Origin of the sequence: Sanguibacter hominis ATCC BAA-789 (genome assembly GCF_012396185.1) — a bacterium.
In the GTDB taxonomy this organism is placed as follows: Bacteria; Actinomycetota; Actinomycetes; order Actinomycetales; family Cellulomonadaceae; genus Flavimobilis; species Flavimobilis hominis.
The window spans coordinates 524526-547824 of sequence record NZ_JAAXOW010000001.1 but is presented as its reverse complement, the minus strand read 5'-3'; the positions used below and the strand labels follow the sequence as shown (position 1 = coordinate 547824).

Annotated in this window: 17 protein-coding genes; 10 read left to right on the top strand and 7 right to left on the bottom strand. The window is 72.5% G+C overall.

The window, feature by feature from the left end:
* From HF995_RS02495 to HF995_RS02480, 4 genes are all read left to right on the top strand, one after another.
* Complete coding sequence (locus tag HF995_RS02495) at window positions 1–456, top strand: PTS sugar transporter subunit IIA (RefSeq protein WP_098457483.1); 456 nt, start codon at window positions 1–3, stop codon at window positions 454–456.
* A complete protein-coding gene (locus HF995_RS02490) occupies window positions 453–1958 on the top strand; it encodes a PTS fructose transporter subunit IIC (RefSeq protein ID WP_168446224.1) in 1506 nt (501 codons plus the stop codon). The genes HF995_RS02495 and HF995_RS02490 overlap by 4 nt, the downstream gene beginning before the upstream one ends.
* 141 nt (window positions 1959–2099) lie before the next feature.
* On the top strand, window positions 2100–2372 hold the full coding sequence (locus HF995_RS02485; RefSeq protein ID WP_098457481.1) for an HPr family phosphocarrier protein: 273 nt from the start codon (window positions 2100–2102) through the stop codon (window positions 2370–2372).
* A gap of 1 nt (window position 2373) precedes the next feature.
* Complete coding sequence (locus tag HF995_RS02480) at window positions 2374–4062, top strand: putative PEP-binding protein (RefSeq protein ID WP_168446223.1); 1689 nt, start codon at window positions 2374–2376, stop codon at window positions 4060–4062.
* Between the two features lie 158 nt (window positions 4063–4220).
* On the opposite strand, the gene HF995_RS02475 is transcribed toward HF995_RS02480, so the two are convergent.
* Genes HF995_RS02475 through HF995_RS02465 form a run of 3 tightly spaced genes read right to left on the bottom strand, consistent with a single transcriptional unit; the run spans window position 4221 to window position 10047 of the window.
* Window positions 4221–5429, bottom strand: coding sequence for an acetate/propionate family kinase (locus HF995_RS02475; protein WP_168446222.1), 1209 nt, complete (start codon window positions 5427–5429; stop codon window positions 4221–4223).
* 20 nt (window positions 5430–5449) lie between these two features.
* Window positions 5450–7534: a phosphate acetyltransferase gene (gene pta / locus HF995_RS02470; protein WP_168446221.1), complete on the bottom strand. Its 2085-nt coding sequence runs from the start codon at window positions 7532–7534 to the stop codon at window positions 5450–5452.
* A complete protein-coding gene (locus HF995_RS02465; RefSeq protein WP_168446220.1) occupies window positions 7531–10047 on the bottom strand; it encodes a phosphoketolase family protein in 2517 nt (838 codons plus the stop codon). Before HF995_RS02465 ends, pta begins: the two co-directional genes overlap by 4 nt.
* Before the next feature lie 147 nt (window positions 10048–10194).
* Here HF995_RS02465 and HF995_RS02460 point away from each other — a divergent pair, with 147 nt between their 5' ends.
* Complete coding sequence (locus HF995_RS02460) at window positions 10195–11178, top strand: SURF1 family protein (RefSeq protein ID WP_168446219.1); 984 nt, start codon at window positions 10195–10197, stop codon at window positions 11176–11178.
* A 34-nt stretch (window positions 11179–11212) separates the two neighbouring features.
* Here HF995_RS02460 and HF995_RS02455 read toward each other — a convergent pair whose 3' ends face one another.
* Together HF995_RS02455 and HF995_RS02450 are read right to left on the bottom strand one after the other, a co-directional pair.
* Window positions 11213–12967 (bottom strand): ABC transporter ATP-binding protein, encoded by a 1755-nt coding sequence (locus tag HF995_RS02455; RefSeq protein ID WP_168446218.1) that lies wholly within the window; start codon window positions 12965–12967, stop codon window positions 11213–11215.
* Complete coding sequence (locus tag HF995_RS02450) at window positions 12964–14739, bottom strand: ABC transporter ATP-binding protein (RefSeq protein ID WP_350308703.1); 1776 nt, start codon at window positions 14737–14739, stop codon at window positions 12964–12966. Before HF995_RS02450 ends, HF995_RS02455 begins: the two co-directional genes overlap by 4 nt.
* A gap of 78 nt (window positions 14740–14817) precedes the next feature.
* On the opposite strand from HF995_RS02450, the gene HF995_RS02445 reads away from it, so the two are divergent.
* The 4 genes from HF995_RS02445 (at window position 14818) to HF995_RS02430 (ending at window position 19509) form a co-directional block, all read left to right on the top strand.
* Entirely contained in the window at window positions 14818–15228 is a 411-nt protein-coding gene (locus tag HF995_RS02445) for a DUF3817 domain-containing protein (protein ID WP_350308702.1), read from the top strand.
* A 42-nt stretch (window positions 15229–15270) separates the two neighbouring features.
* On the top strand, window positions 15271–16848 hold the full coding sequence (guaA, locus tag HF995_RS02440) for a glutamine-hydrolyzing GMP synthase (RefSeq protein ID WP_168446216.1): 1578 nt from the start codon (window positions 15271–15273) through the stop codon (window positions 16846–16848).
* 249 nt (window positions 16849–17097) lie between these two features.
* Window positions 17098–17706, top strand: coding sequence for an aromatic ring-opening dioxygenase LigA (locus HF995_RS13570; protein ID WP_210727060.1), 609 nt, complete (start codon window positions 17098–17100; stop codon window positions 17704–17706).
* Between the two features lie 123 nt (window positions 17707–17829).
* Window positions 17830–19509 carry an alpha/beta hydrolase gene (locus tag HF995_RS02430; RefSeq protein WP_210727059.1) on the top strand — a complete coding sequence of 560 codons (1680 nt, stop codon included), beginning with the start codon at window positions 17830–17832 and terminating at the stop codon, window positions 19507–19509.
* 16 nt (window positions 19510–19525) lie between these two features.
* Here HF995_RS02430 and HF995_RS02425 read toward each other — a convergent pair whose 3' ends face one another.
* Window positions 19526–20194: a hypothetical protein gene (locus HF995_RS02425; protein WP_168446215.1), complete on the bottom strand. Its 669-nt coding sequence runs from the start codon at window positions 20192–20194 to the stop codon at window positions 19526–19528.
* A complete protein-coding gene (locus HF995_RS02420; RefSeq protein ID WP_168446214.1) occupies window positions 20191–21729 on the bottom strand; it encodes a PspC domain-containing protein in 1539 nt (512 codons plus the stop codon). Before HF995_RS02420 ends, HF995_RS02425 begins: the two co-directional genes overlap by 4 nt.
* 138 nt (window positions 21730–21867) lie before the next feature.
* On the opposite strand from HF995_RS02420, the gene HF995_RS02415 reads away from it, so the two are divergent.
* Window positions 21868–23193, top strand: a complete 1326-nt coding sequence (locus HF995_RS02415) for an ATP-binding protein (RefSeq protein ID WP_168446213.1) — start codon at window positions 21868–21870, stop codon at window positions 23191–23193.
* The last annotated feature ends 106 nt before the right edge of the window (window positions 23194–23299 follow it).

The window sequence follows — 23299 nt, the reverse complement described above, 5'->3', positions numbered from 1 at the left end:
GTGAGCACCAACCTCATCACCCCAGGGCTCGTCGCCCTCGACCTGCCCGGGACCGACCGCGCACAGGTCACCCGAGCCCTCATCGACCTCCTCGTCGCCGAGGGACGCGTGACGTCCGCCGAGGGCTTCCTCGCCGACGTCCAGGAGCGCGAGGCCAAGATGGCCACCGGCATGCCCGGCGGCATCGGCCTGCCGCACGCGCGCTCGGCGCACGTCGTCGCCCCGTCCCTCGCCGTCGGCCGCGTGCCCGCCGGTGTCGACTTCGGCGCTCCCGACGGCCCGGCCACGCTCGTGTTCCTCATCGCCGCGCCCGCCGAGGGCGACGCGGACCATCTCAAGATCCTCGCGTCCCTCGCGCGCCGCCTCGTGCACGAGTCGTTCCGCGACTCGCTGCGCGCCGCGCCCGACGCCGAGACCGTCGCCGAGATCGTCACCCGAGAGGTCGTGGCCTCGTGAAGTTCGTCGCCGTCACCTCCTGCCCCACGGGCATCGCCCACACCTACATGGCCGCCGAGGCGCTCGAGCAGGCCGGCAAGGCGGCCGGCCACGACGTCCAGGTCGAGACCCAGGGCTCGGCGGGCAGCTCCCCGCTCGACCCCGCCGTCATCGCCGCAGCCGACGGCGTCATCTTCGCCGCCGACCTCGAGGTCAAGGACCGCGACCGCTTCGCGGGCAAGCCCACCGTCGACGTCGGCGTCAAGAAGGCTGTGCACGACGCGCCCGGCGTCCTCGCCCAGGCGATCGCTGCCGTCGAGGCGGGCCCCGTCGCGGCACCTGCCGCGAACGCTCCCGCCGCACCGACCACCAAGGTCGACAAGGACGCGAGCGTCGGCACACGCGTGCGCCAGTGGCTCATGACCGGCATCTCCTACATGATCCCGTTCGTCGCCGCAGGCGGAATCCTCATCGCCCTCGCGTTCATGCTGGCTGGCGTCGCCTGGGACCAGAACGGTGCCGTCGAGGTGACCAAGGTGCCCGTCAAGGAGATCATCTCGGGCTTCGACGCGTTCGACCTCAAGGACTGGGCGGTCCTCCTCAACGCGGCGGGCGGTGCGGCCTTCGGGTTCCTCGTCCCCGTGCTCGCAGGGTTCATCGCCTACGCGATCGCTGACCGTCCTGGGCTCGTCCCCGGGTTCGTCGGCGGCTCGATCGCCGTGACCGTGGGCGCCGGGTTCCTCGGTGGCCTCGTCGCCGGTTTCATCGGTGGCTTCCTCGCGCTGTGGATCAGCCGGTGGAAGGTCCCGAAGGGGATGCGCGGCATCATGCCTGTCGTCGTGATCCCGCTGCTGTCGACCTTCGTGACGGGCCTCCTCATGCTCGTCGTGCTCGGCCGCCCCCTCGCCGCGCTCATGGACGGGCTCACGAGCTGGCTCAACGGCCTGACGGGCGCCAACCTGATCCTCCTGGGCGCCATCATCGGACTGATGATGGGCTTCGACCTGGGCGGTCCGGTCAACAAGGTCGCGTACACGTTCGGCGTCACCGGGCTCTCGACGGTGGGGCTCACCGCAGGCGCGACCGAGTACCGCGTCATGGCTGCCGTCATGGCTGCCGGCATGGTCGCACCGCTCGCCATGGCGCTCGCCTCGACCGTCCTCGCGAAGAAGATGTTCACGCACGCGGAGCAGGAGAACGGCAAGGCCGCCTGGCTGCTCGGCGCGTCCTTCATCTCCGAGGGAGCCATCCCGTTCGCCGCCGTCGACCCGTTCCGGGTGCTTCCCGCCTCGATGATCGGCTCGGCTGCGACCGGCGCGCTCATCATGGCGTTCGACGCGTCGCTGCAGGCGCCCCACGGAGGGATCTGGGTCCTGCCGCTCATCGGCAACCCGTTCGGGTTCCTCGCCGCCGTCGTCATCGGCGCGGTCGTCTCGGCGGTCGTCGTGATCGCGCTCAAGAAGATCGGTCACAACACGGTCGTCGAGGCGGAGCGCACCGCCGACGAGCTGGCCGCCGCCTGACCCACCGGCGCGTGCCGGGCCCCACGCCCGGCACGCGCCCTCGCCGGCCGCCCGGCCGGAGCAGCGCCGCCACCGTCGCGGCGCTCGCACAGACCCACCACCCAGGGCAGCATCACCTGCCCGCACCCCCAGGAGCTCCAGATGCCCAGCCGTACCGTCGCCGTCGCGTCCCGCTCGGGACTGCACGCCCGCCCCGCCTCGATCTTCACGCAGGCCGTCGCCGACTCCGGCGTCGACGTGACGATCGCCCACGGCTCCGAGGAGCCGGTCGACGCCGCGAGCATCCTGCTCGTCATGTCCCTCGGTGTGCCGCACGGCGACGAGGTCACGCTCGAGGCCGAGGGCCCCCAGGCCGACGAGGTGCTCGACCAGCTCGTCGCGCTCCTCGAGCGCGACCTCGACGAGGACGACTGACATGACCGACGACCGCATCCTCACCGGGGCCGGCGTCGGCCGCGGCGCGGCCATCGGCCCTGTCGTGCACGTCGCGCGACCGCCGGCGGCCGGGATCTCCGAGAGCGCCCCCGCAGACCGCGAGGCAGCCGAGGCCGCGGTCGTCGACGCCTTCGACGTGGTCGCGGGCCGCCTGCGGGCCCAGGCTGACGGCGCCGTCGAGCCGGCGGCCTCCGTGCTGCGGGCGACCGCACAGATGGCGACCGACCGCGCCCTGCGCAAGAAGACCCTCGCCGGCGTCGCCGACGGTGCCGCGCCGGTCGCGGCGCTCGACGCCGCCGTGGGGACGTTCGTCGACATGTTCACCTCGGCGGGCGGCCTGCTCGCCGAGCGGGTGACCGACCTGCGGTCGGTCCGCGACCGGGTCGCGGCCCAGATCCTCGGGCTGCCCCAGCCCGGGGTGCCCTCCCTGACCGGGCCGGCCGTCATCGTCGCCGAGGACCTCGCCCCCGCCGACACCGCTGCGCTCGACCTGCGCCTCGTGCGGGCCATCGTGACCGAGCTCGGTGGCACCACGAGCCACACCGCGATCATCGCGGGCCAGCTCGGCATCCCGTGCGTCGTCCGCGTCGCCGGGGCGCTCGACCTCGCTGAGGGCACGACGGTCGCGGTGGACGCGCTCGCCGGGACCGTCGAGACCGACCCGTCGGACGACGTCGCAGCGGTCTTCGCGCGTCGCGCCGAGCTCGCCGCGCGGCTCGCCGAGGACACCTCTGCCGGCGCTCTCGCCGACGGCACGCCGGTCGCCCTCCTGGCGAACATCGGCAGCCCCGACGACGCCGAGAGGGTCGCCCCGGCGGCCGTCGAGGGTGTCGGCCTGTTCCGCACCGAGGTGATGTTCCTCGACCGGACGACTGCCCCCACGCGCGAGGAGCAGGCCCGCGAGTACGCGCGCGTCCTGCGCGCCCTGGGCGGTCGCAAGGTCGTCGTACGGACCCTCGACGCAGGCGCCGACAAGCCTCTCGCGTTCGCCGACCAGGCCGAGGAGGAGAACCCCGCCCTCGGCGTGCGCGGCTACCGCCTCGTGCGGACCGTCCCGCACCTCCTCGACACGCAGCTCGCCGCCCTCGCGGACGCCGCGCGCGAGACGGGCGTGGAGCCGTGGGTCATGGCGCCGATGGTCTCGACGCCAGCCGAGGCACGCGACTTCGCCGCTGCCGCCCGGTCCCACGGGTTGACGACGGTCGGCGTCATGGTCGAGGTCCCTGCGGCAGCGCTGCGCGCCCGCGCGATCCTCGCCGAGGTCGACTTCGTGTCCATGGGGACGAACGACCTCGCGCAGTACACGATGGCTACCGACCGCCTGTGCGGCGCGCTCGGCGACCTCATCGACCGCTGGCAGCCGGCTGTCCTCGACCTCGTCGCGGCGACGGCCGCCGCAGCGGGGGAGGCGGGCAAACCCGCGGGCGTGTGCGGCGAGTCCGCAGCCGACCCGGCCATGGCTGTCGTCCTCGCGGGCCTCGGCGTCACGAGCCTGTCGATGTCCGCGACCGCGGTCCCGGCGGTGCGCTTCGCGCTCGCGGCGCACACGCGCGAGCAGGCGCGCGCCGTCGCCGACGCGGCGCTCGGCGCCGCGGACGCGACCACGGCGCGCGAGGCCGCGGTCGCGGCGATGGACGCCGAGGTGGTGGCCGCGCTCGCCCTCGGCTGAGCCGCCGGGCTGAGCCGCCCGCCCGAGCAACGAGACAGGGGCCTGCACGTCACGTCGTGACGTACAGGCCCCTGTCTCACGTGCAGACCCCTACCTCGCGCGGGGAGCCTGCGTGAGCGGACGGCCGGGCCGGTCGCGGCCCGGCCGTCTCTCGCTCGTCAGCCCGCGAGCTCGACCGCCTGACGCGCGATCGCCAGCTCCTCGTTCGTCGGCACGACGAGGACCGTGACACGCGACGACGGCGTCGAGATGACCTTCGGCTGCTTGATCCGGCCCGCGTTGAGGTCCGCGTCGAGCTCGATGCCCAGCTCCTCGAGCCCGGCGAGCGCCTGCCAGCGCACCACGTCGTCGTTCTCGCCGATCCCAGCCGTGAACGTGATGACGTCCGCGCCCCCGAGCACCGCGAGGTACGCACCGACGTACTTCTTCAGACGGTGCGCGTACACCTCGAGACCGAGGACAGCCGACGCGTCACCCTCCGCGACCAGGTCGTGGATCGCCCGGAAGTCGCTCTCGCCCGTCAGGCCGAGCATGCCCGACTGCTTGTTGAGGAGCGTGTCGATCTCGTCGATGCTCATCTTGCCCTCGCGGTGCAGGTGGAAGATCACCGCCGGGTCGATGTCACCGGAGCGCGTACCCATGACGAGACCCTCGAGCGGGGTCAGGCCCATCGACGTGTCCACCGCACGGCCGCCGCGGACCGCCGAGACGGACGCGCCGTTGCCGAGGTGCAGCACGATCTGACGCAGGTCCTCGAGCGGACGCCCGACGAACTCGGCGGCAGCCTTCGACACGAACTCGTGCGACGTCCCGTGGAAGCCGTAGCGACGGATCTGGTTGGCCTCCGCGACCGCCGGCGGGATCGCGTACGTGTACGCAGCCTTCGGGAGCGTCTGGAAGAACGCCGTGTCGAAGACGACGACGTGCGGGACGTCGGGCAGCAGCTCGCGCGCGACCTCGAGCCCGGCGACGTGGCCGGGGTTGTGCAGGGGAGCGAGCGGCACGAGCGCGCGGATCTGCTCGACGACCTCGTCCGTCACGACGACAGGCCCGGAGAACACGGCCCCGCCCTGCACCACACGGTGCCCGACGGCGACGATGTGCGCCGCGTCCAGGTCCGGTCCGTGCTTCGCGAACAGGTCGAGGACGAGCCGCAGACCCACCGAGTGGTCCGCCACCGGCTGGTCGAGGCGCGCCTCCGAGCCCGCGTACTTGTGCGTGACGATGCCGACGTCCTGGCCGATGCGCTCGACGATGCCCGAGGCGATCGCCTCACCACCGACCGGGTCGACGAGCTGGTACTTGATCGACGACGATCCGGCGTTGATGACGAGAACGGTGCCGTTCGGCGCGGTGATCGGGTTCATGCGGTTGTTGCTCCTTGTTCTCAGGCGCCGGCCGGCGACTGGCCCTGGGCCTGGATCGCCGTGATGGCCACGGTGTTGACGATGTCCTGGACGAGGGCACCGCGGGAGAGGTCGTTGACGGGCTTGCGCAGGCCCTGCAGGACGGGGCCGACGGCGATCGCGCCGGCCGAGCGCTGCACGGCCTTGTAGGTGTTGTTGCCCGTGTTGAGGTCCGGGAAGATGAACACGTTGGCCCGGCCGGCGACCGCCGAGTCGGGTAGCTTCGTCTTCGCGACCGACGCGTCGACCGCGGCGTCGTACTGGATCGGACCCTCGACCGAGAGGTCGGGGCGGCGCTCGCGGACGATCGCGGTCGCGGTGCGCACCTTGTCGACGTCGGCGCCCGTGCCGGACTCGCCCGTCGAGTAGGACAGCATCGCGATGCGCGGCTCCACGCCGAACTGTGCGGCCGTGGCAGCCGAGGAGATCGCGATGTCCGCGAGCTGCTCGGCGGTCGGGTCGGGGTTCACGGCGCAGTCGCCGTAGACGAGGACGCGGTCCTCGAGGCACATCAGGAACACCGACGACACGACCGAGACGTCGGGGACGGTCTTGATGATCTCGAACGACGGCTTGATCGTGTGCGCGGTCGTGTGCGCGGCACCCGAGACCATGCCGTCGGCGAGGCCGAGCTGGACCATCATCGTGCCGAAGTAGGAGACCGAGCGGACGATCTCGCGGGCACGCTCGACCGTCATGCCCTTGTGGGCGCGCAGCTTCGTGTACTCCTCGGCGAACCGCTCGAAGAGCTCACCCTCGGACGGGTCGAGGATCTGGGCGCCCGACAGGTCGAGGCCCAGGCCCGCGGCGCGCGCGAGGATGTCGCGCTCGTCGCCGAGGATCGTCAGGTCGGCCACCTGCCGCTGGAGCAGCGTGGACGCGGCCCGCAGGATGCGGTCGTCGTTGCCCTCGGGCAGGACGATGTGCTTGCGGTCCGCGCGGGCCCGGCTAAGCAGCTCGTACTCGAACATGAGCGGCGTGACGACCTCGGTGCGGGCGACCGCGAGCATGTCGAGCAGCTCGTCGCCGTCCACGTGCTGCTCGAACAGCGCGAGTGCGGTGTCGATCTTGCGCTGGGTGCTCGCCGTGACGAGGCCGCGCGTCTGCGACGCGATCGACGCGGAGCGGAACGTGCCCTGGTCGGTCGTGATGATCGGCAGGCGGGCGTCGAGGCCCTCGACGAGCCGGGTGACGACGGGCGGCGGCGTGAACCCGCCGTTGAGGATGACGCCGGCGAGGCTCGGGAAGCCGTTGGCCGCGTGCGCGGTGAGCAGGCCGAGCAGGATGTCCGAGCGGTCGCCGGGGGTGATGACGACGGAGCCGTCGGTGATCCTGTCGAGCAGGTGCTCGATCGACATGGCGCCGACGAGGACGTCGAGGACCTCGCGGCCCATGAGCTCCTCGTCGCCCGCGATGAGGGTGCCGTCGACCGCCTCGGTGAGCTGACGCACGGTCGGTGCGGTGAGGTACGGGTCCTCGGGCATGGCCCACGCGGGCCGCTCGGGCGTCGCGAGCTGGCTGCGCACGGCGGTGACCTGTGCGGGGTTGCAGCGGTTCGCGAGGACACCGACGACGTGCGCGTGATGGCCCGTGAGCTCGGCGATCGCGACGTCGACGCTCTGACGCACCGACTCGGGCGTGCGACGGTTGCCGTTAGCGACGAGCAGGACGGGCGCACCGAGGTTCGCCGCGATGCGCGCGTTGTACCCGAGCTCGGTGGGACCGGCGACGTCGGTGTAGTCGGTGCCGACGATGACGACGACGTCGGAGCGCGCCTCGACCTGGTGGTAGCGCGTGACGATCGTCGACAGCGCGGCCTCCGGGTCGGCGTGCACGTCGTCGTACGTCACGCCGACGCACTGCTCGTAGTCGAGGTCGACGCCGTCGTGCGCGAGCAGCAGCTCGAGCACGTGGTCACGCTGCTGGGTCGAGCGGGCGACGGGCCGGAACACTCCGACCCTCTGCACGCGTCGCGTGAGCAGGTCGACGATGCCGAGCGCGACCGTCGACTTGCCGGTCTCGCCCTCCGCCGAGGTGATGTAGATGTTCCGACCCGTCGTTGTCACTCGTTATCGCCTCCAGTAGCGACGGTCGCCTTCTGACCGTCGGTGCCCGCACCGGTGTTACCGGCGTCGGGCCATACCCAGTCACGGATCTCGGGGAGGTCCTCCCCGTGGCTCCGCGTGTACTCGCGCGCCCTGAGGCGCTCGTCCTGCATGTGCTGGCGAAGGCTCGCGTACTTCGAGCCCAGGCTTGGCACGCGATCGATCACGTCGATCACGAGGTGGAACCGGTCGAGGTCGTTGAGCATGACCATGTCGAACGGTGTCGTGGTGGTGCCCTCCTCCTTGTACCCGCGCACGTGGATGTTGGCGTGGCCGGCACGGCGGTAGGTGAGGCGGTGGATGAGCCACGGGTAGCCGTGGTACGCGAAGACGACGGGTCTGTCCGTGGTGAACAGGTTGTCGAAGTCGCGGTCCGTCAGGCCGTGGGGGTGCTCGGTCGCGTCCTGCAGCCGCATGAGGTCGACGACGTTGACGACGCGCACCTTGAGCTCGGGGATGTGCTGGCGCAGCAGGTCTGCCGCGGCGAGCACCTCGAGTGTCGGCACGTCGCCCGCGCACCCGAGCACGACGTCGGGGTCGGTGCCGGGCACCTCGGTGCCCGCCCAGTCGAAGATGCCGATGCCGCGCGTCGTGTGCGCGACGGCGTCGTCCATCGACAGCAGGTTCGGCGCGGGCTGCTTCCCTGCGACGACGACGTTGACGTAGTCGCGGCTGCGCAGGCAGTGGTCGTACGTCGACAGGAGCGTGTTCGCGTCGAACGGCAGGTAGACGCGGACGACCTCCGCCTTCTTGTTGACGACGTGGTCGATGAACCCCGGGTCCTGGTGCGAGAAGCCGTTGTGGTCCTGACGCCACACGTGGCTCGACAGCAGGTAGTTGAGGCTCGGGATGGGCCTGCGCCACGGGATCTCACGCGTGACCTTGAGCCACTTGGCGTGCTGGTTGAACATCGAGTCGATGATGTGGATGAACGCCTCGTAGCAGTTGAACAGGCCGTGGCGGCCCGTCAGCAGGTAGCCCTCGAGCCAGCCCTGGCACTGGTGCTCGGAGAGCATCTCGACGACGCGGCCCGCGCGCTCCAGGTGCTCGCCCATGTCCGTGGGCAGGTAGTCGGCGTTCCACACCTTCGACGTCGCGGCATAGACCGACTGCAGCCGGTTCGACGCCGTCTCGTCGGGACCGAAGATCCGGAAGTTCGTCGGGTTGAGCCGCACGACCTCGGTCAGGTAGTCGCCCAGCACGCGCGTCGCCTCGCTGAGCGAGTCGCCGGGCTCCGACACCTCGACGGCGAAGTCCCGGAAGTCGGGCAGGCGCAGGTCCTTCATGAGCAGCCCGCCGTTGGCGTGCGGGTTGGCGCTCATGCGCAGCTCGCCCTCCGGGGCGAGCGCGGCGACCTCGGGGCGCAGGCGGCCGGTCTCGTCGAACAGCTCGTCGGCGCGGTAGGAGCGCAGCCACTGCTCGAGCGTCTCGAGGTGCTCGGGGGTGTCCCGCGCGCTCGCGAGCGGCACCTGGTGGGCGCGCCACGAGTCCTCGGTGCGCTTGCCGTCGATCTCGGGCGGGCACGTCCAGCCCTTGGGGGTGCGCAGGACGATCATCGGCCAGCGCGGCCGCGACTCGTCGCCCGTGGCGGCGCGCGCCTTGATGTCGGCGATCTCGTCGAGCACCTCGTCGAGGAGGGCGGCGAACCGGCCGTGGAGCGACTCGGGGGACTCGTCGTCGAACCCGCCGGTGAAGAAGTGCGGCTCGTGGCCGTAGCCGACCATGAGCGCGCGCAGCTCGTCCTCGCTGATGCGCGCGAGGACGGTCGGGTTGGCGATCTTGTAGCCGTTGAGGTGGAGGATCGGCAGGACGACGCCGTCCTTCGCCGGGTTGACGAACTTGTTGGAGTGCCAGCTCGTCGCGAGCGGGCCCGTCTCGGCCTCGCCGTCACCGACGACGGCGGCGACGAGCAGGTCGGGGTTGTCGAAGGCTGCCCCGTACGCGTGCGACAGGGAGTACCCGAGCTCGCCGCCCTCGTGGATCGAGCCGGGGGTCTCCGGTGCGACGTGGGAGGGGATGCCGCCGGGGAACGAGAACTGCCGCACGAGGCGGCGCAGGCCCTCGTCGTCCTGCGTGATGTCGGGGTACGTCTCGGTGTACGTGCCCTCGAGGTAGGTGTTCGCGACGAGGCCGGGACCGCCGTGGCCGGGGCCCGTGATGTACATCGTGGAGAGCGCGCGCTCCTGGATGACCCGGTTGAGGTGGGCGTACAGGAAGTTCAGCCCGGGCGTCGTGCCCCAGTGGCCGAGGAGACGCGGCTTGACGTCGTCACGCGTCAGCGGCGTGCGCAGGAGAGGGTTGGCGAGCAGGTAGATCTGCCCGACGGACAGGTAGTTCGCGGCCCGCCACCACGCGTCGACGCGTGCGAGGGTCTCGGGTGCGACCGGTGCGCCGGGGCCGCGGCGCCAGCGCTGCGGGTCGGCGGTCTGGGCCGCTGTCGTGGTCGTGGGGTCTGAAACGACGGGAACGCTCATCTGCTGCCTCCGGGGCGGGTGCACAACTTGGCGGACTCCTGACTTTCTCAATCCTCCCTGATTGTGACAGCGGTGCCCGTTACCCGCGGGTTCCCAGAAGTCCCACGTGCCGGGATCGGGACCTAGGTCATCCGGTACCGTGAGGGCATGAGCAGCGCGGAATCCTGCGGAGAACACGCGTCCCAGGGGCCCGCGGACGATCACGGTGAGACGTCGGTCACGACGGCCCCGGGCGGGAGGTTCTCACCCGCAGATCTCGTCCGGACGGCGCTGAGCCCCCGGATGCTCGTCCTGCTCGTCGTCGTGGTCGTCGTGGCCGTCGGGTGCGGCGCGCTCGGTCGCTGGCAGCTCGAGCGCGCGCAGGAGCGCGGCGCGCAGGCCGAGCAGCACCGCATCGACGAGCTCACCTCCGCAGGCCCCGTGCCCATCGGGGACGTCCTCGCGCCGCAGGTCGGGATGAGCGGTGCGCTCGTCGGCAAGACCGTGAGCGTGACGGGAACCTTCGAGGACGGCCAGCTCCTCGTCGAGGGCCGCGCCCACGCCGGCCTCACGGGCTACCTCGTGCTCTCTCCGCTCCGGGTGTCGGACGACGGCGCCGGCGGAGCGACGTGGGCGGACCTCTCGGGCCCGCCCGTCCTGCCCGTCGTGCGCGGCTGGGTCGCGTCGCCGGGAGACGCGGTCGCGCCCGCGCCCGGGACCGTGACGGTGACCGGGTACCTGCAGACGTCCGAGTCGGTCGGCACGGGCATGGTCGGCGAGGGGATCACCGACTCGATCAGCTCGGGCCACCTCGCGAACGTGTGGGGCGGCCCCGTGTACTCGGGGTACCTCGTGCAGTCGGCGAGCGATCCTGCGGACCCGGGGGCGGAGAGCCTCGCACTCCTCGACCGTCCGCGCCTCGAGGGCTCTGACGGCGGCCTCAACCTGCAGAACCTGTTCTACGCGGTGCAGTGGTGGATCTTCGGCCTGTTCGCGGTCGGCCTGTGGCTGCAGGCCGTGCGCGACGAGTCCCGAGCCGAGCGTGACGACGACGCGTTCACGGGCTGGGAGGCGCTCCAGCCGCGCGCCGAGCCCGAGCCCGCGCCCACGAGCGGGGACGCCTCGCCGGCGCGGGACGACGAGCGGGCCTGACGCTCGAGAGCACCAGGCCCGCCCGCGGCCGGTCTCACCTGGTCGGGGAGTCCGACTGCCAGGAGTGCCACAGCGTCGCGTAGTCGCCGCCAGCTGCGACGAGCTCGGCGTGCGGACCGATCTCCGTGATGCGCCCCCCGTCGACGACGGCGACGCGGTCGGCGTCGTGCGCCGTGTGCAGGCGGTGCGCGATCGCGACGACGGTGCGGCCCTCGAGCACAGCGTTGAGCGACCGCTCGAGGTCCCGTGCGGCGCGCGGGTCGAGGAGCGACGTCGCCTCGTCGAGGACGAGCGTGTGCGGGTCGAGCAGCACGAGACGTGCGAGCGCGACCTGCTGCGCCTGCGCGGGCGTGAGCGCGTGGCCACCCGAGCCCACCGCGGTGTCGAGGCCTTCGGGCAGTTCCTCGACCCACCCGCGGGCGGCGACCGCGTCGAGAGCCGCGAGCAGGTCCTCCTCGGACGCGTCCGCGGCAGCGAGCCGCAGGTTGTCCGCGACCGTCCCGACGAACACGTGGTGCTCCTGCGTCACGAGCGCGACGTGCCCGCGCAGGTCCTCGAGCGGGAGCTCGACGAGCGGGACGCCACCGACCGAGACCGAGCCGCCCGTGGGCGGGTGGATGCCGGCGAGCATGCGTCCGAGCGTCGACTTGCCCGCTCCCGACGGCCCGACGACCGCGAGGCGCTCGCCCGGGGCCAGGTCGAGGTCGATCCCGTGGAGCACGTCGTGGCCCTCGCGGTACGCGTAGCGCACGGCGCGTGCCCGCACGTCCTCCGCCGTCGGCACCTCGCCCGACGCGGTGCGGTCGTCGTCGACGAGGTCGACACCGAACAGGCGCGCGAGCGACGTCGCGGCGACCTGCATCTCGTCCAACCAGAACACGAGCTCCCACACGGGCCCGACCATCTGGCGCCCGTACAGGACGATCGCGGTGACCGCACCGATCGTCGCCCAGCCCTGGGAGACGAGGAACGCGCCCCACACGAGGGTGAGGATCGGCGCGAGCATGAATGCGGAGTCCATGCCGGGCGTCAGCACGGTGCGCAGGTAGAGCGTGAACCGCTCAGCCTGGAAGGCCTCGCTCAGGTCGTCGCGCACGCGGGCGCGACGCGACGCACCGAGGTCGAGCGCGTCGACCGTGCGTGCGCCCTCGACCGTCTCGGTGATCGTCCCGTTGAGGCGCGCGTAGGAGGCGGACTCGCGCTGGTAGCCCGGCGTCGCACGCTTCAGGTACCACCGCACGACGGGCACGACGAGCGGCACCGGCGCGAGCATGATCACTGCGACCTGCGGCGCGAGGACGAACGACGCGGCGAGCGTGAACACGATCGTCACGACGGCGACGAGCACGCGCGGCACCCCGAAGCGGGCGGCGTACTGGATGCGGTCGACATCGTTCGTCGTGCGGCCGACGAGGTCGCCGGTGCCGGCGCTCTCGACGGTCGACAGGGGCAGCCCGGTGACGGTGTCGACGAAGTCCTCGCGCAGCTCGGCGAACAGCGACTCGCCGTAGATCCGCGCGTTGCGCTGCGCGTACCGCACGAGGACGGCCTGGGCGACGACCGCGGCGACGAGCACGAGCGCCGTGCGGTCGACGTGCGCGACCGTCGTGCCGCCGGACAGGTCGTCGACGAGACGCCCGACGAGGAGCGGCCCGACAAGCCCGGCGAGCGCCGCGAGGGTGTGCAGGCCGGTGACTCCCGCGAGCGTGCGGGAGTGCTTGCGCAGCAGCGCGGCCGTCCGCCGGCGCACGGTCGCGCTGTCGGCGACAGGGAGCTTCGTCGCGCTCATCGTGCGACCTCCGTCCTGCGCTCGTCGGCGCGGTCGTCGTCCTCGTCGAGCGAGCGCCCGACGATCGTCCGGTAGTGGTGCCCGGCCTCGGTGGTCGCGGCGAGGAGCTCGTGGTGCGTGCCTCGGGCGCGCACGACGCCGTCGCGCAGCAAGAGCACCTCGTCGGCGTGCTCGAGGACGAGGGGGCTCGCCGTGACGACGAGCGTCGAGCGGCCCCGCCGTGCAGCGGCGAGCCGCTCGGCGATGCGCGCCTCGGTGTGGGCGTCGACGGCGCTCGTCGGCTCGACGAGGAGCAGCACGTCGGCGTCCGTGAGGAGCGCGCGGGCGAGCGAGACGCGCTGGCGCTGACCGCCCGAGAGGGTGCGGCCCTTCTCGGCGAGCTCTCCGTCGAGCCCGCCCGGCGTGGAGTCGAGGACGTCCTGCGCGTCCGCGACGTGCAGCGCGGCGAGGATGTCGCTGTCGGACGCCGTGCCGCGCACGTCGAGCTCGGTGCGCAGCGTCCCGGAGAAGAGGTGCGGTGTCGCCTCGCTCAGCACGACCCGACACCGCAGCCCGGCTTTGTCGAGGTCACGCAGGAGCACCCCGCCGAGGCGCACGGGCGTGCTTGCCTCCGCGTCGTCGTCGAGCCGCGCCATGCGTGTCGCGACGGCCGCCGACTCGTCCGGGTCCGCGCACACGAGGGCGGTCACGCGCCCGTGGGTGACGGTCACGCCGCTCGTCTCGTCGACGAGCTCGGCACCCGGCGCGGGCATCGCCGCGCGCACGGGCGTCGTGCCCGTCGCGGGCTGGGTCGACAGGACGCGGATGATCTTGCGCGACGCGATCACGGCGCGCGTGAGGAACTGGATGCACTCGGTGATGTTCTGCAACGGCCACGTGAGGAACGCCGCGTAACCGTAGAACGTCACGAGCTCGCCGGGCGTGATCGTCCCCGCGACCGCCTGACGGGCGCCGAGCCACAGCACGAGCGCGACCATGAGCCCGGGGAGCAGCACCTGGAGGGCGTCGAGCCACGACTGCGTGACGGCGACGTGCTCTCCCGCCCGGCGGACCTTCTGGGACTGCGCGCGGTAGCGGTCGGCGAAGACCTTCTCGCCACCGATGCCGCGCAGGATGCGCAGGCCCGAGACGGTGTCCGAGCCGAGCGTCGTCAGCCGGCCCTGCGTCTCGCGCTGCGTCGCCTGGCGGGCCTGCAGCGGCTTGACGAGGAGCGCGAGCACGGCCGCGACGACCGGCAGGCCGAGCGCGACGACGAGCCCGAGCTCGAGCGACATCGGGACCATGACCGCGACGACGACCACGTACGCGACGACCGAACCCACGAGGCGTGCGGCGCTCGCGTAGACCTCGCCGAGGCGCAGCGCGTCGTTCGCGACGGTCGTGACGACCTCGCCCGTCGGCAGCTCCTCGCTGATCGTGTGGCCCGCGACCGTCACGCGGTCGCTCACGAGCTCCGCCGACGCGAACGCGGCGCGCATCCAGTTGACGACGTCGGCGCGGTGGCCGAGCGCAGCCGTCACGACCTGCACGACGGCGGCAGCGAGCAGGATCAGCACCCAGCGGGCGAGCTCCGCGTCGAGCCCCGACTCCAGGCCTGAGTCGAGCGCGGCCCCGACCACGTACGGCATGACCGTCTGCGCCCCGAACGTGAGCACGCCCATGAGGAGGGCGAGCGCGAGCACGCCCTTCTGCTGGCGCGCCTGCCACCACAGGAAGCGCGCCGGGGAACGGGTGTCGGGGGTTCCGAGCCGGGGGAGGGGAAGGTGTCGCACCCCTCTAGCATGGGCGGTGGGCCTGACATCCACGAACATGTTTTCCGCACGGCCCGCACCGAGCCTGGAGGAGCACGAGTGACCGCGATCGACCTGCCCACGAGGATCGCCCGCGCCCGCGGGGCGGTGTCCCGGTACCGCGTGCTCGCGCTCGTGACGGGCACCTTCCTGCTCGTGCTGTGCGTCGAGCTGCTGCTGAAGTACGCGTTCCACGCGCCCGACTCGGTCATGCGGTACCTCAGGTGGATCCCGTTCGCGCACGGCTGGATCTACGTCGTGTACCTCGTCACGGTCGTCGACCTGTGGTCGAAGATGCGGTGGTCGTTCGGCCGCCTCGTGACGATGGTGCTCGCGGGGGTCGTGCCCGTCATGTCGTTCGTCGTCGAGAAGAAGGTCCACGCGGAGGCGACGGCGCTGCTCGACGGCGCGGAGCGCGCCGCGGCGGGCGGCGGCAGCGACGCAGCCCCGGGTGTGACGCAGGCGCCCTGAGACGCCGCGACCGGCCGTGGGGGCGCCCACTATCCTTGTCGGGTGACCACCACCTCGAACCCTGACGGTCCCGTCCTCGTCGTCGACCTCGGCGCCCAGTACGCCCAGCTGATCGCGCGACGCGTCCGCGAGGCGCGCGTCTACTCGGAGATCGTGCCGCACACGATGCCGGTGGACGCGATGCTCGCGAAGCGCCCCGCCGCGATCATCCTCTCGGGCGGACCAGCGTCCGTGTACGCCGAGGGTGCCCCCTCGGTCGACCCGGCCCTGTTCCAGGCCGGCGTGCCGGTCCTGGGCATCTGCTACGGATTCCAGGCCATGGCCCAGGCGCTCGGCGGCACCGTCGCGCAGACGGGCGCCCGCGAGTACGGCGGCACCGGCGTGGAGATCCGCAGCACCGGCTCGCTCCTGAAGGGGTCGCCGGGCGCCCAGACGACGTGGATGAGCCACGGCGACGCGGTCCACGAGGCGCCCGCGGGCTTTGAGGTGCTCGCGACGTCGGAGGGCTCGCCCGTCGCCGCGTTCGAGGACACGAACCGCCGCCTGTTTGGCATGCAGTGGCACCCCGAGGTCAAGCACTCCCCGCTCGGCCAGGACGCGATCGAGAACTTCCTCTACGTGGGCGCCGGCCTCGAGCCGAGCTGGACGCCGGGCAACATCATCGAGGAGCAGGTCGCCGCGATCCGCGCGCAGGTCGGCTCCGACCGTGTCATCTGCGGTCTCTCGGGCGGCGTCGACTCGTCCGTCGCAGCCGCGCTCGTGCAGCGTGCCATCGGCGACCAGCTCACGTGCGTGTTCGTCGACCACGGTCTGCTGCGCACGGGGGAGGCAGAGCAGGTCGAGGAGGACTTCGTCGCGGCGACCGGCGTCCAGCTCAAGGTCGTCGACGCGCGGCAGCGCTTCCTCGACGCGCTCGCGGGCGTGAGCGACCCGGAGACGAAGCGCAAGATCATCGGCCGCGAGTTCATCCGCGTCTTCGAGGACGCTGCGCGTGAGGTCGTCGCGGACGCGGGCGAGCACGGCGGCGAGGTCAAGTACCTCGTCCAGGGCACGCTCTACCCCGACGTCGTCGAGTCGGGCGGCGGTGAGGGCACGGCGAACATCAAGAGCCACCACAACGTCGGCGGCCTGCCGGACGACCTGCAGTTCTCGCTCATCGAGCCGCTGCGTGCCTTGTTCAAGGACGAGGTGCGCGCGGTCGGTCTCGAGCTCGGCGTTCCCGAGGCGATCGTCTGGCGTCAGCCGTTCCCGGGCCCCGGGCTCGGCATCCGCATCGTCGGCGACGTCACGCAGGAGCGCCTCGACACGCTGCGCGCCGCGGACCTCATCGCGCGCGAGGAGCTGACGAAGGCTGGTCTCGACAGGGAGATCTGGCAGTGCCCGGTCGTGCTGCTCGCCGACGTCCGCTCGGTCGGCGTCCAGGGCGACGGCCGGACCTACGGTCACCCGATCGTCCTGCGTCCCGTCTCGTCCGAGGACGCGATGACGGCGGACTGGTCGCGCCTGCCCTACGAGGTGCTCGCGACGATCTCGACGCGCATCACGAACGAGGTCAAGGACGTCAACCGTGTCGTGCTCGACGTGACGAGCAAGCCGCCGGGCACGATCGAGTGGGAGTGACCACGATCTGACGTCGTGGCATGACGAAGGGCTCGCCCCCGCAAGGGGGCGGGCCCTTCGTCCTGCCCTCGACGCGCCGAGCCGGGACCTTGGTCTTGATCCAAGGGCCCTTGCTGCCAGACTCGTCTGGAAGAGCCGTGAAAATTGAGCCCTTGGTCCCCCTGGCGGGACCGCGAGGCGTTCTAGTTTTGAGGCATCGGAAAACAGTCCGGCCCTCGAGAAGGGGGACGGCCCACGAGGGGAAACACCATGACTGCTGCAGTCGCCAAGTCCAGCAAGCCGGTCGCGATCGTCGCGATCATCTCGTTCATCGCCGGTGCTGTCCTGATCATCGCCGGTGGCGCTGTCTGGGGCATGATCACCAGCCAGCTCAAGGCCGAGGAGATCACGATCTCCGCCGACGCCGACATGCTCGCCGGCAAGAAGGTCGGCGGCCCGTTCACCGCCTACGCCCAGGCCGAGGTCATCAACAAGCACGCGCTCAAGGCATCGGACGGCCTCACGTACGCCCAGCTCGGTGCGAAGGTCACCGAGTTCAAGGACGCCGCGAAGGCCGCTGACGCGACCGCTTCCGAGGAGATCGCCGCAGCGGTCGACAAGATGGACATCGCGAAGCTCAACGAGCTCGCCGCCGCTCCCGAGGTCATCTCCAACACCGAGCAGGCTGCCGCCGCCCAGGGCCAGCGCAACACGGTCATGAACGGCTCCTTCCTCCGCGCCTCGCTCTTCAGCTCGGTCATTGCCTACGGCGTCTCCGCGCTGGTCATGGGCCTCGGCGTGATGTTCCTGGTCATCGGCTTCGCGTTCCAGCGCCTCGCCGCCGCCCCGGTCGCCGCGACCCGCGTCGACACGGTCTGACGCACCCTGCACCACCCCTGACGAAGGGCCGCACCACGACGGTGCGGCCCTTCGCTGCGTCCGCAGCCAGAGATCTCCACGGCCGCCCCGGGTGCCGCGCGAGCCACTCGCTAGCATCGGGAGATGCCCGCACGTGCACGCACCGCCGTCATCGGCTGGGCCTACGGGCACGCCGAGAGGTTGCACCCCGTCGCGCTCGCCTTCGCGCTCACGTTCTTCGCGGCGTCGATGACGCCGTCGCTGCTCCCACGCGCCTGGTACCTCCAGGCGGTCGCGACGGGGCTCAGCTCGGTGATCGGGTACGGCTTGGGGTGCCTCGTCGTGTGGGTGGTGCGGGGCTGCGGCGTGAGCCCTCGGTTCTCCGTGCGCACCCGGCGTCTCGGGTGGCGTGTGCTCGGGTGGACGAGCGCCGTCGTCGTCCCGCTCGCGCTCGTCATGGGGACGTACTGGCAGAAGATCGTCCGCGAGCTCGTCGGCAGGACCAGCGCACCGTACGGGACGTACCTCGCGGTGCTGCCGCTCGCGCTCCTGATCGCCGCCACGATCCTGTTCGTCGCACGCGGTATCCGCGCGCTCTGCCAACGGATCATCCTGCGCCTCGACCGGTTCCTGCCCGCGCCGGTCGCGCGGCTCATCGGGGTCATGCTCGTCGTCGTCCTCGTCGTGCTCGCAGCCGACGCGACCGTCCGGCGCGGCCTCGTCGCTACCGCCGAGCGGGCGGCCCAGGTCGCCGACCGGGACACTCCGCAAGGCGTCGTCCGACCGACGAGCCCGCTGCGCTCCGGGTCTCCCGAGTCCCCTGAGCGGTGGGAGACGCTCGGCAGCGAAGGACGGCGCTTCGTCGCAGGCGGCAGCGACGCCGAGGCGCTCGCGGCGGTCACCCGGCGCGCGGCGCTCGAACCGATCCGCGTCTACGCGGGCCGCGACGCGGCCGGGCCAGAAGGCGACGTGCACGACGTCGCCGCCCACGTCGTCGCCGAGCTCGACCGCACGGGCGCGTTCGGACGAGGCACGCTCGCCGTCGCGACGACGACGGGAACCGGCTGGGTCAACGAGACCATCGCGTCCGCGCTCGAGCACGTGACGAGCGGCGACAGCGCGATCGCCGCGATGCAGTACTCCTACCTGCCGAGCCCGGTCGCGTTCGTCGTCGACCGCGACACCCCGCGCGCCGCAGGGCAGGCGCTCCTCGAGGCGGTCCAGGTCCGCCTCGCGTCGATCCCTGAGGCGCAGCGACCGCGGCTCGTCGTGTTCGGCGAGAGCCTCGGGTCGTACGGCAGCCAGGCGGCCTTCCCCGACGCGGAGGCGCTCGTCACCGGCGTCGACGGAGCGCTGCTCGTCGGCACACCCGGGTTCGCCGAACCGTGGGCGACGATCACCGCGAACCGTGACGCCGGGTCCCTCGAGCGACTGCCCGTGGTCGACGGCGGCGCGGCGATCAGGTTCGCAGCCTCACCCGAGGACCTTCAGCTCGACGGCGCGCCCTGGGGCGACCATCGGATCGTGTTCTGGCAGCACGCGAGCGACCCCGTCACGTGGTGGTCGACCGATCTGCTGCTGAAGCGCCCCGACTGGCTCCATGAGCCGTCGGGGCCCGACGTCGACCCGGGCGTGCGCTGGTTCCCGGTCGTGACGTTCTGGCAGGTCTCGCTCGACATGGTGTTCTCGCTCGACGTCCCCGACGGGCACGGGCACGCCTACGGGCTGGACGCCGTCGACCTGTGGGCCGCGATCGTCCAGCCCGAGGGCTGGGACGGCCAGGCGACCGCGCGCGTGCGCGCGGCCCTGGCCGAGTCCCGCTGAGCGTCTGCCGGGCGCCTCAGCGTTGGCGGCGCGCCTGCGTCGCGACCGTCCCGACGAGGAGGGCGAGGCCCGCACCGCCGAGGACGAAGATCCCGACGAGCTCGAGGTCGAGGCTCATCCCGGCGGCCGTCGCGAGGACGACGATCGCGGCGACCACGAGGATCGCACCCCAGACGATCGTCGACGTGCGTACCGCGGTCGAGACCGGGCGCGGCTCGCGCGGCGCGGGGGAGGAGGGCGTCCAGGCGCCGGTCGGGGAGCCGGGGGCGTAGCCGCCCGTCGGGTACCCGCCTGTCGTGTACCCGCCCGTCGTGTACCCGCCCGGGGTGCTCGCGGCGTACCCGGCGGGGGTGCCGCTGGCGTCTCTGCCCGGCGTGCCCGAGCCTGCGGGGCTCGCTTCGGTGGTGCTCGCGGCCTCGGTCACCGGGGCCGCGTCGTCGTCGTCCTGGGTCGCGTCGTCCTCCTGGGCTGCGGCGTCGGCATCGACGGAGTGGTCGTCCACGGCGGTGACCGCTGGCTCGCCGAGGTCGCCGGCGTCCGTGGTGGGGAGGACCTCGGTCGTCGGTGCCTGCTCGTACCCGTCTGCACCCTCCTTGGCCTTGGCGGCGTCGGCGGCGGGCAGGGGGCGCGTGGCGTAGGTGCCCGGCGTCGTGGGCAGGGGCTGCGTCGTGTCGTCGGTGCTCATGATTCCTCGATCCTGATCTGGCCGGCCAGCCCGGAGACGGACAGGTCCAGCGTCGGGGTGGCGCCGTCCTCGACGGCGCTGGAGGTGTAGCGGCGCTCGGAGCCGCTCACGCCGTCGGACCCGTGCAGGTCGTCGCCCGCGACCACCTTCACCGAGCCCGCGTTGAGCCGGACTCCGGCCGTCCACGCGGAGCCCTCCGGAACCAGGATCGTGAGCTCGCCTGCGGCGAACGTCGCGGGCACCGTGACTGTCGTGCCCGGGGTGAGGGGAACCTCGGTGAGGTCGAGGACCCAGTTGCCGAGGCCCATCGCGAAGCCCTTCTCGGCGGTCGCGACCGACGTCGGCGAGTAGTTCTCGTCGCCCATGACGACTCCCTGCGCCTCGGAGATGTTGAGGTCGAGCGAGTGCCACGCGGCTGTCGGGCCGGCGGCGAGGATCGCGAGGATTGCGATCCCGCCGAGCGCGCCCGTCGAGCGTCCGCGGATGCCGGAGATCATGGTCGCGAGCCCGCTGAGCCCGATGAGGACACCGAGCGACGTCAGCAGCACGGGGCCCGTGAAGTCGCCGGTCCGCGAGAGCGCGAGGAGGACGGCCGCGACGATCGCTGAGACGCCGACGACGATGCTGACCGTGACCGGACCCGCGCCCTTGACGACGGGACCGCGGGGCTTCGGCGCTGGTGCGGGCCTCGGCGGGGTGCCGCCGAGGTTGCTGCCGACGAACGAGTTCAGCTCGTCCCACTGCGACGACCCGGTCGACGGGGACGGAGCGGGCGCAGGGCTGCCTGCCCACGCGCCCGCGGGAGGCGGCGTCGTGTACGGCCCCTGCTGGGGCGTCGCGTGCGCGGTGGGGCCCGCCTGCGAGGGTGCTGCGGCGTACGGGCCAGGCTGCGGCGTCGGGCCGGAGAACGGGGCCTGGCCAGGCGGGGGCACGGGGCCCGGTCCCGGCTTGGGGCCGTTCTGGCGTCCGGAGACCGCGCTGATCGTCGCGACGATCACGATGCCGACGAGCACGGCCCAGGCGAGGCCCTCGATCGGGCCGCCCCACGGCGTGAACCAGCGCCACGGGTTGTCCCACGACAGGCCCATGACGACGGCGAGGAAGCCGCCGACCACGGCGATGTCGAAGTTGCCGCGGAACAGCTCCTGCAGGTGTGAGCGGCCGTCCGCCTCCTCGGGGAGGAGCAGCCACGCGGCGCCGTACAGGACGAGCCCGGCGCCGGCGAGGAGGAGGGAGACGACGGCGAGGCCGCGCACGAGCGCGACGTCGACGTTCCAGCGCCGCGCGATCCCGCCGCAGACGCCCGCGACCCACCGCTCGTCCGTCCGCACGATGCCGTAGCGGCGGATCGAGTCGAAGAAGCCGTCGAGCGACGGGCTGGACGGGGTGCGGGGTGCGCCCCCGGGGGGCGGCACGGCGCCGGGGTTCGGCGTCTGGCCGGTGTAGCCGTATGGCGGCTGCTGGGACCCCGGCTGCCAGGCCGGGCCCGCGCCGGACGGGTCCGGCTGGCTGGGAGGGGTGCTGGTCGTGTCCATGGCTCCAGCCTGCCGCCGGCGGTGCGGGCGGGACCATCGGGTGTCTCCCTGAACCGACCCTGACTTCTGCTCCCCGAGACCCTGGTCCTGCGGCCTCAGGGTCCCGGAGAGCGCGGCTGCGGTGCGAGGATCAGTCCCATGAACGCACCTCCGCCCCGCGTCGGACCGGCGGCCCGCACCGGCGGGCTGCCGTTGCGGCGGCCGCGCCGTGGCCGATGGGTGGGCGGTGTCGCCTCAGGTCTCGCGGCCCATCTCACGCTCGACGTGCGGCTCGTCCGTCTGGGTTTCGTCGCGTTGACCCTCGTCGGCGGGACCGGCCCTGCGCTCTACCTCTTCCTGTGGTTGTTCGTCCCCGAGGGGGACCCGGCCGAGGCGGCGCGCAGCGCGCAGCCGGTCTCGGCGCAGCGGCTCAGCCGTTCCCTCCAGGAGCGGTTCCGGTCGATCCCGGTCAAGGACGTCGCGGTCGGTGCCCTGCTGCTCACGGGTGCGGTCCTCCTCGTCGCCGACCGCACGGGTCATCACGTCGACGTGAAGTGGGTGCTGCCGACGATGATCGTCGTGGCGGGCGCCGCGCTCGCGTGGGGGCAGCTCGACTCGGTCGAGCGCGGCCGTTGGCTGTCGCGTGCGGGCGGGCGGTCGCCGAACGGGCTGCTCCAGCTCGCGGGCGGGCTGCTGCTCGTCCTCGTCGGCGTCCTGCTCTTCGTCGGTGGCGGCCGGCCGTGGGTGGTCGTGGTCGACGCGGCGGTCGCGGCAGTCGCGGTGATCGCGGGCCTCGCGCTCGTGCTCGCGCCCTGGTGGGTGCGGCTGGTGCGGCAGCTGCGGTCGGAGCAGGAGGCACGTGCACGCGAGTCGGAGCGTGCGGACATCGCGGCGCACCTGCACGACTCCGTGCTGCAGACGCTCGCCCTCATCCGCCGCTCGGCGGACCGGCCGGAGCACGTCGCGCGTCTCGCGCGTGCGCAGGAGCGTGAGCTGCGCGAGTGGCTGTACGCGGACCGTCCGCCTGAGGGGACGTCGATCGCGGCGCAGCTGCGCGCGCTCGTCGCGGAGGTCGAGGACGGCCGTCGGGGTGACGACGAGGAGACGGCGTCGTCGGCGGTGATCGACACGGTCGTCGTCGGCGACGGGGTGCCGACGGCGGCGACGACGGCGCTCTTGCAGGCTACGCGCGAGGCGCTCGTCAACGCGGTCGCGCACGGCCGCCCCCCCGTGTCGTTGTACCTCGAGGTGCGTGACGACCGCGCGGAGGTGTTCGTGCGGGACCGTGGCGAGGGCTTCGACCTCGACCAGGTCCCTTCGGACCGCTTCGGGGTGCGCGAGTCGATCTTCGGCCGGGTGCGGCGTCGTGGCGGGGAGGCGACGATCACGTGCCGCCCGGAGCGGGGCACCGAGGTGCACCTGAGCGTGCCGATCCATCGCGACGACCCGGTCGGCGCGCCGACGCCGGGCAGCGCGGAGGGCTGACCGGCCGCGACGCGCCCTGCGGCGGCCTGGCCGCCTGACCAGTCGCAATGCCCTCCACTGCCTCCCTGTGTCCCGGTACGGTGGTCCCGGTGCGCCGATCGGCGCG

What these genes read in the sequence shown, in the direction of transcription:
- HF995_RS02430 (WP_210727059.1), top strand. Translation starts at nt 17,830, where the DNA reads ATGCCCGCACGTGCACGCACCGCCGTCATCGGCTGGGCCTACGGGCAC.
- HF995_RS02485 (WP_098457481.1), top strand. Translation starts at nt 2,100, where the DNA reads ATGCCCAGCCGTACCGTCGCCGTCGCGTCCCGCTCGGGACTGCACGCC.
- HF995_RS02465 (WP_168446220.1), bottom strand. Translation starts at nt 10,047, where the DNA reads ATGAGCGTTCCCGTCGTTTCAGACCCCACGACCACGACAGCGGCCCAG.
- HF995_RS02480 (WP_168446223.1), top strand. Translation starts at nt 2,374, where the DNA reads ATGACCGACGACCGCATCCTCACCGGGGCCGGCGTCGGCCGCGGCGCG.
- HF995_RS02455 (WP_168446218.1), bottom strand. Translation starts at nt 12,967, where the DNA reads ATGAGCGCGACGAAGCTCCCTGTCGCCGACAGCGCGACCGTGCGCCGG.
- HF995_RS02415 (WP_168446213.1), top strand. Translation starts at nt 21,868, where the DNA reads ATGAACGCACCTCCGCCCCGCGTCGGACCGGCGGCCCGCACCGGCGGG.
- HF995_RS02460 (WP_168446219.1), top strand. Translation starts at nt 10,195, where the DNA reads ATGAGCAGCGCGGAATCCTGCGGAGAACACGCGTCCCAGGGGCCCGCG.
- HF995_RS02420 (WP_168446214.1), bottom strand. Translation starts at nt 21,729, where the DNA reads ATGGACACGACCAGCACCCCTCCCAGCCAGCCGGACCCGTCCGGCGCG.
- HF995_RS13570 (WP_210727060.1), top strand. Translation starts at nt 17,098, where the DNA reads ATGACTGCTGCAGTCGCCAAGTCCAGCAAGCCGGTCGCGATCGTCGCG.
- HF995_RS02425 (WP_168446215.1), bottom strand. Translation starts at nt 20,194, where the DNA reads ATGAGCACCGACGACACGACGCAGCCCCTGCCCACGACGCCGGGCACC.
- HF995_RS02475 (WP_168446222.1), bottom strand. Translation starts at nt 5,429, where the DNA reads ATGAACCCGATCACCGCGCCGAACGGCACCGTTCTCGTCATCAACGCC.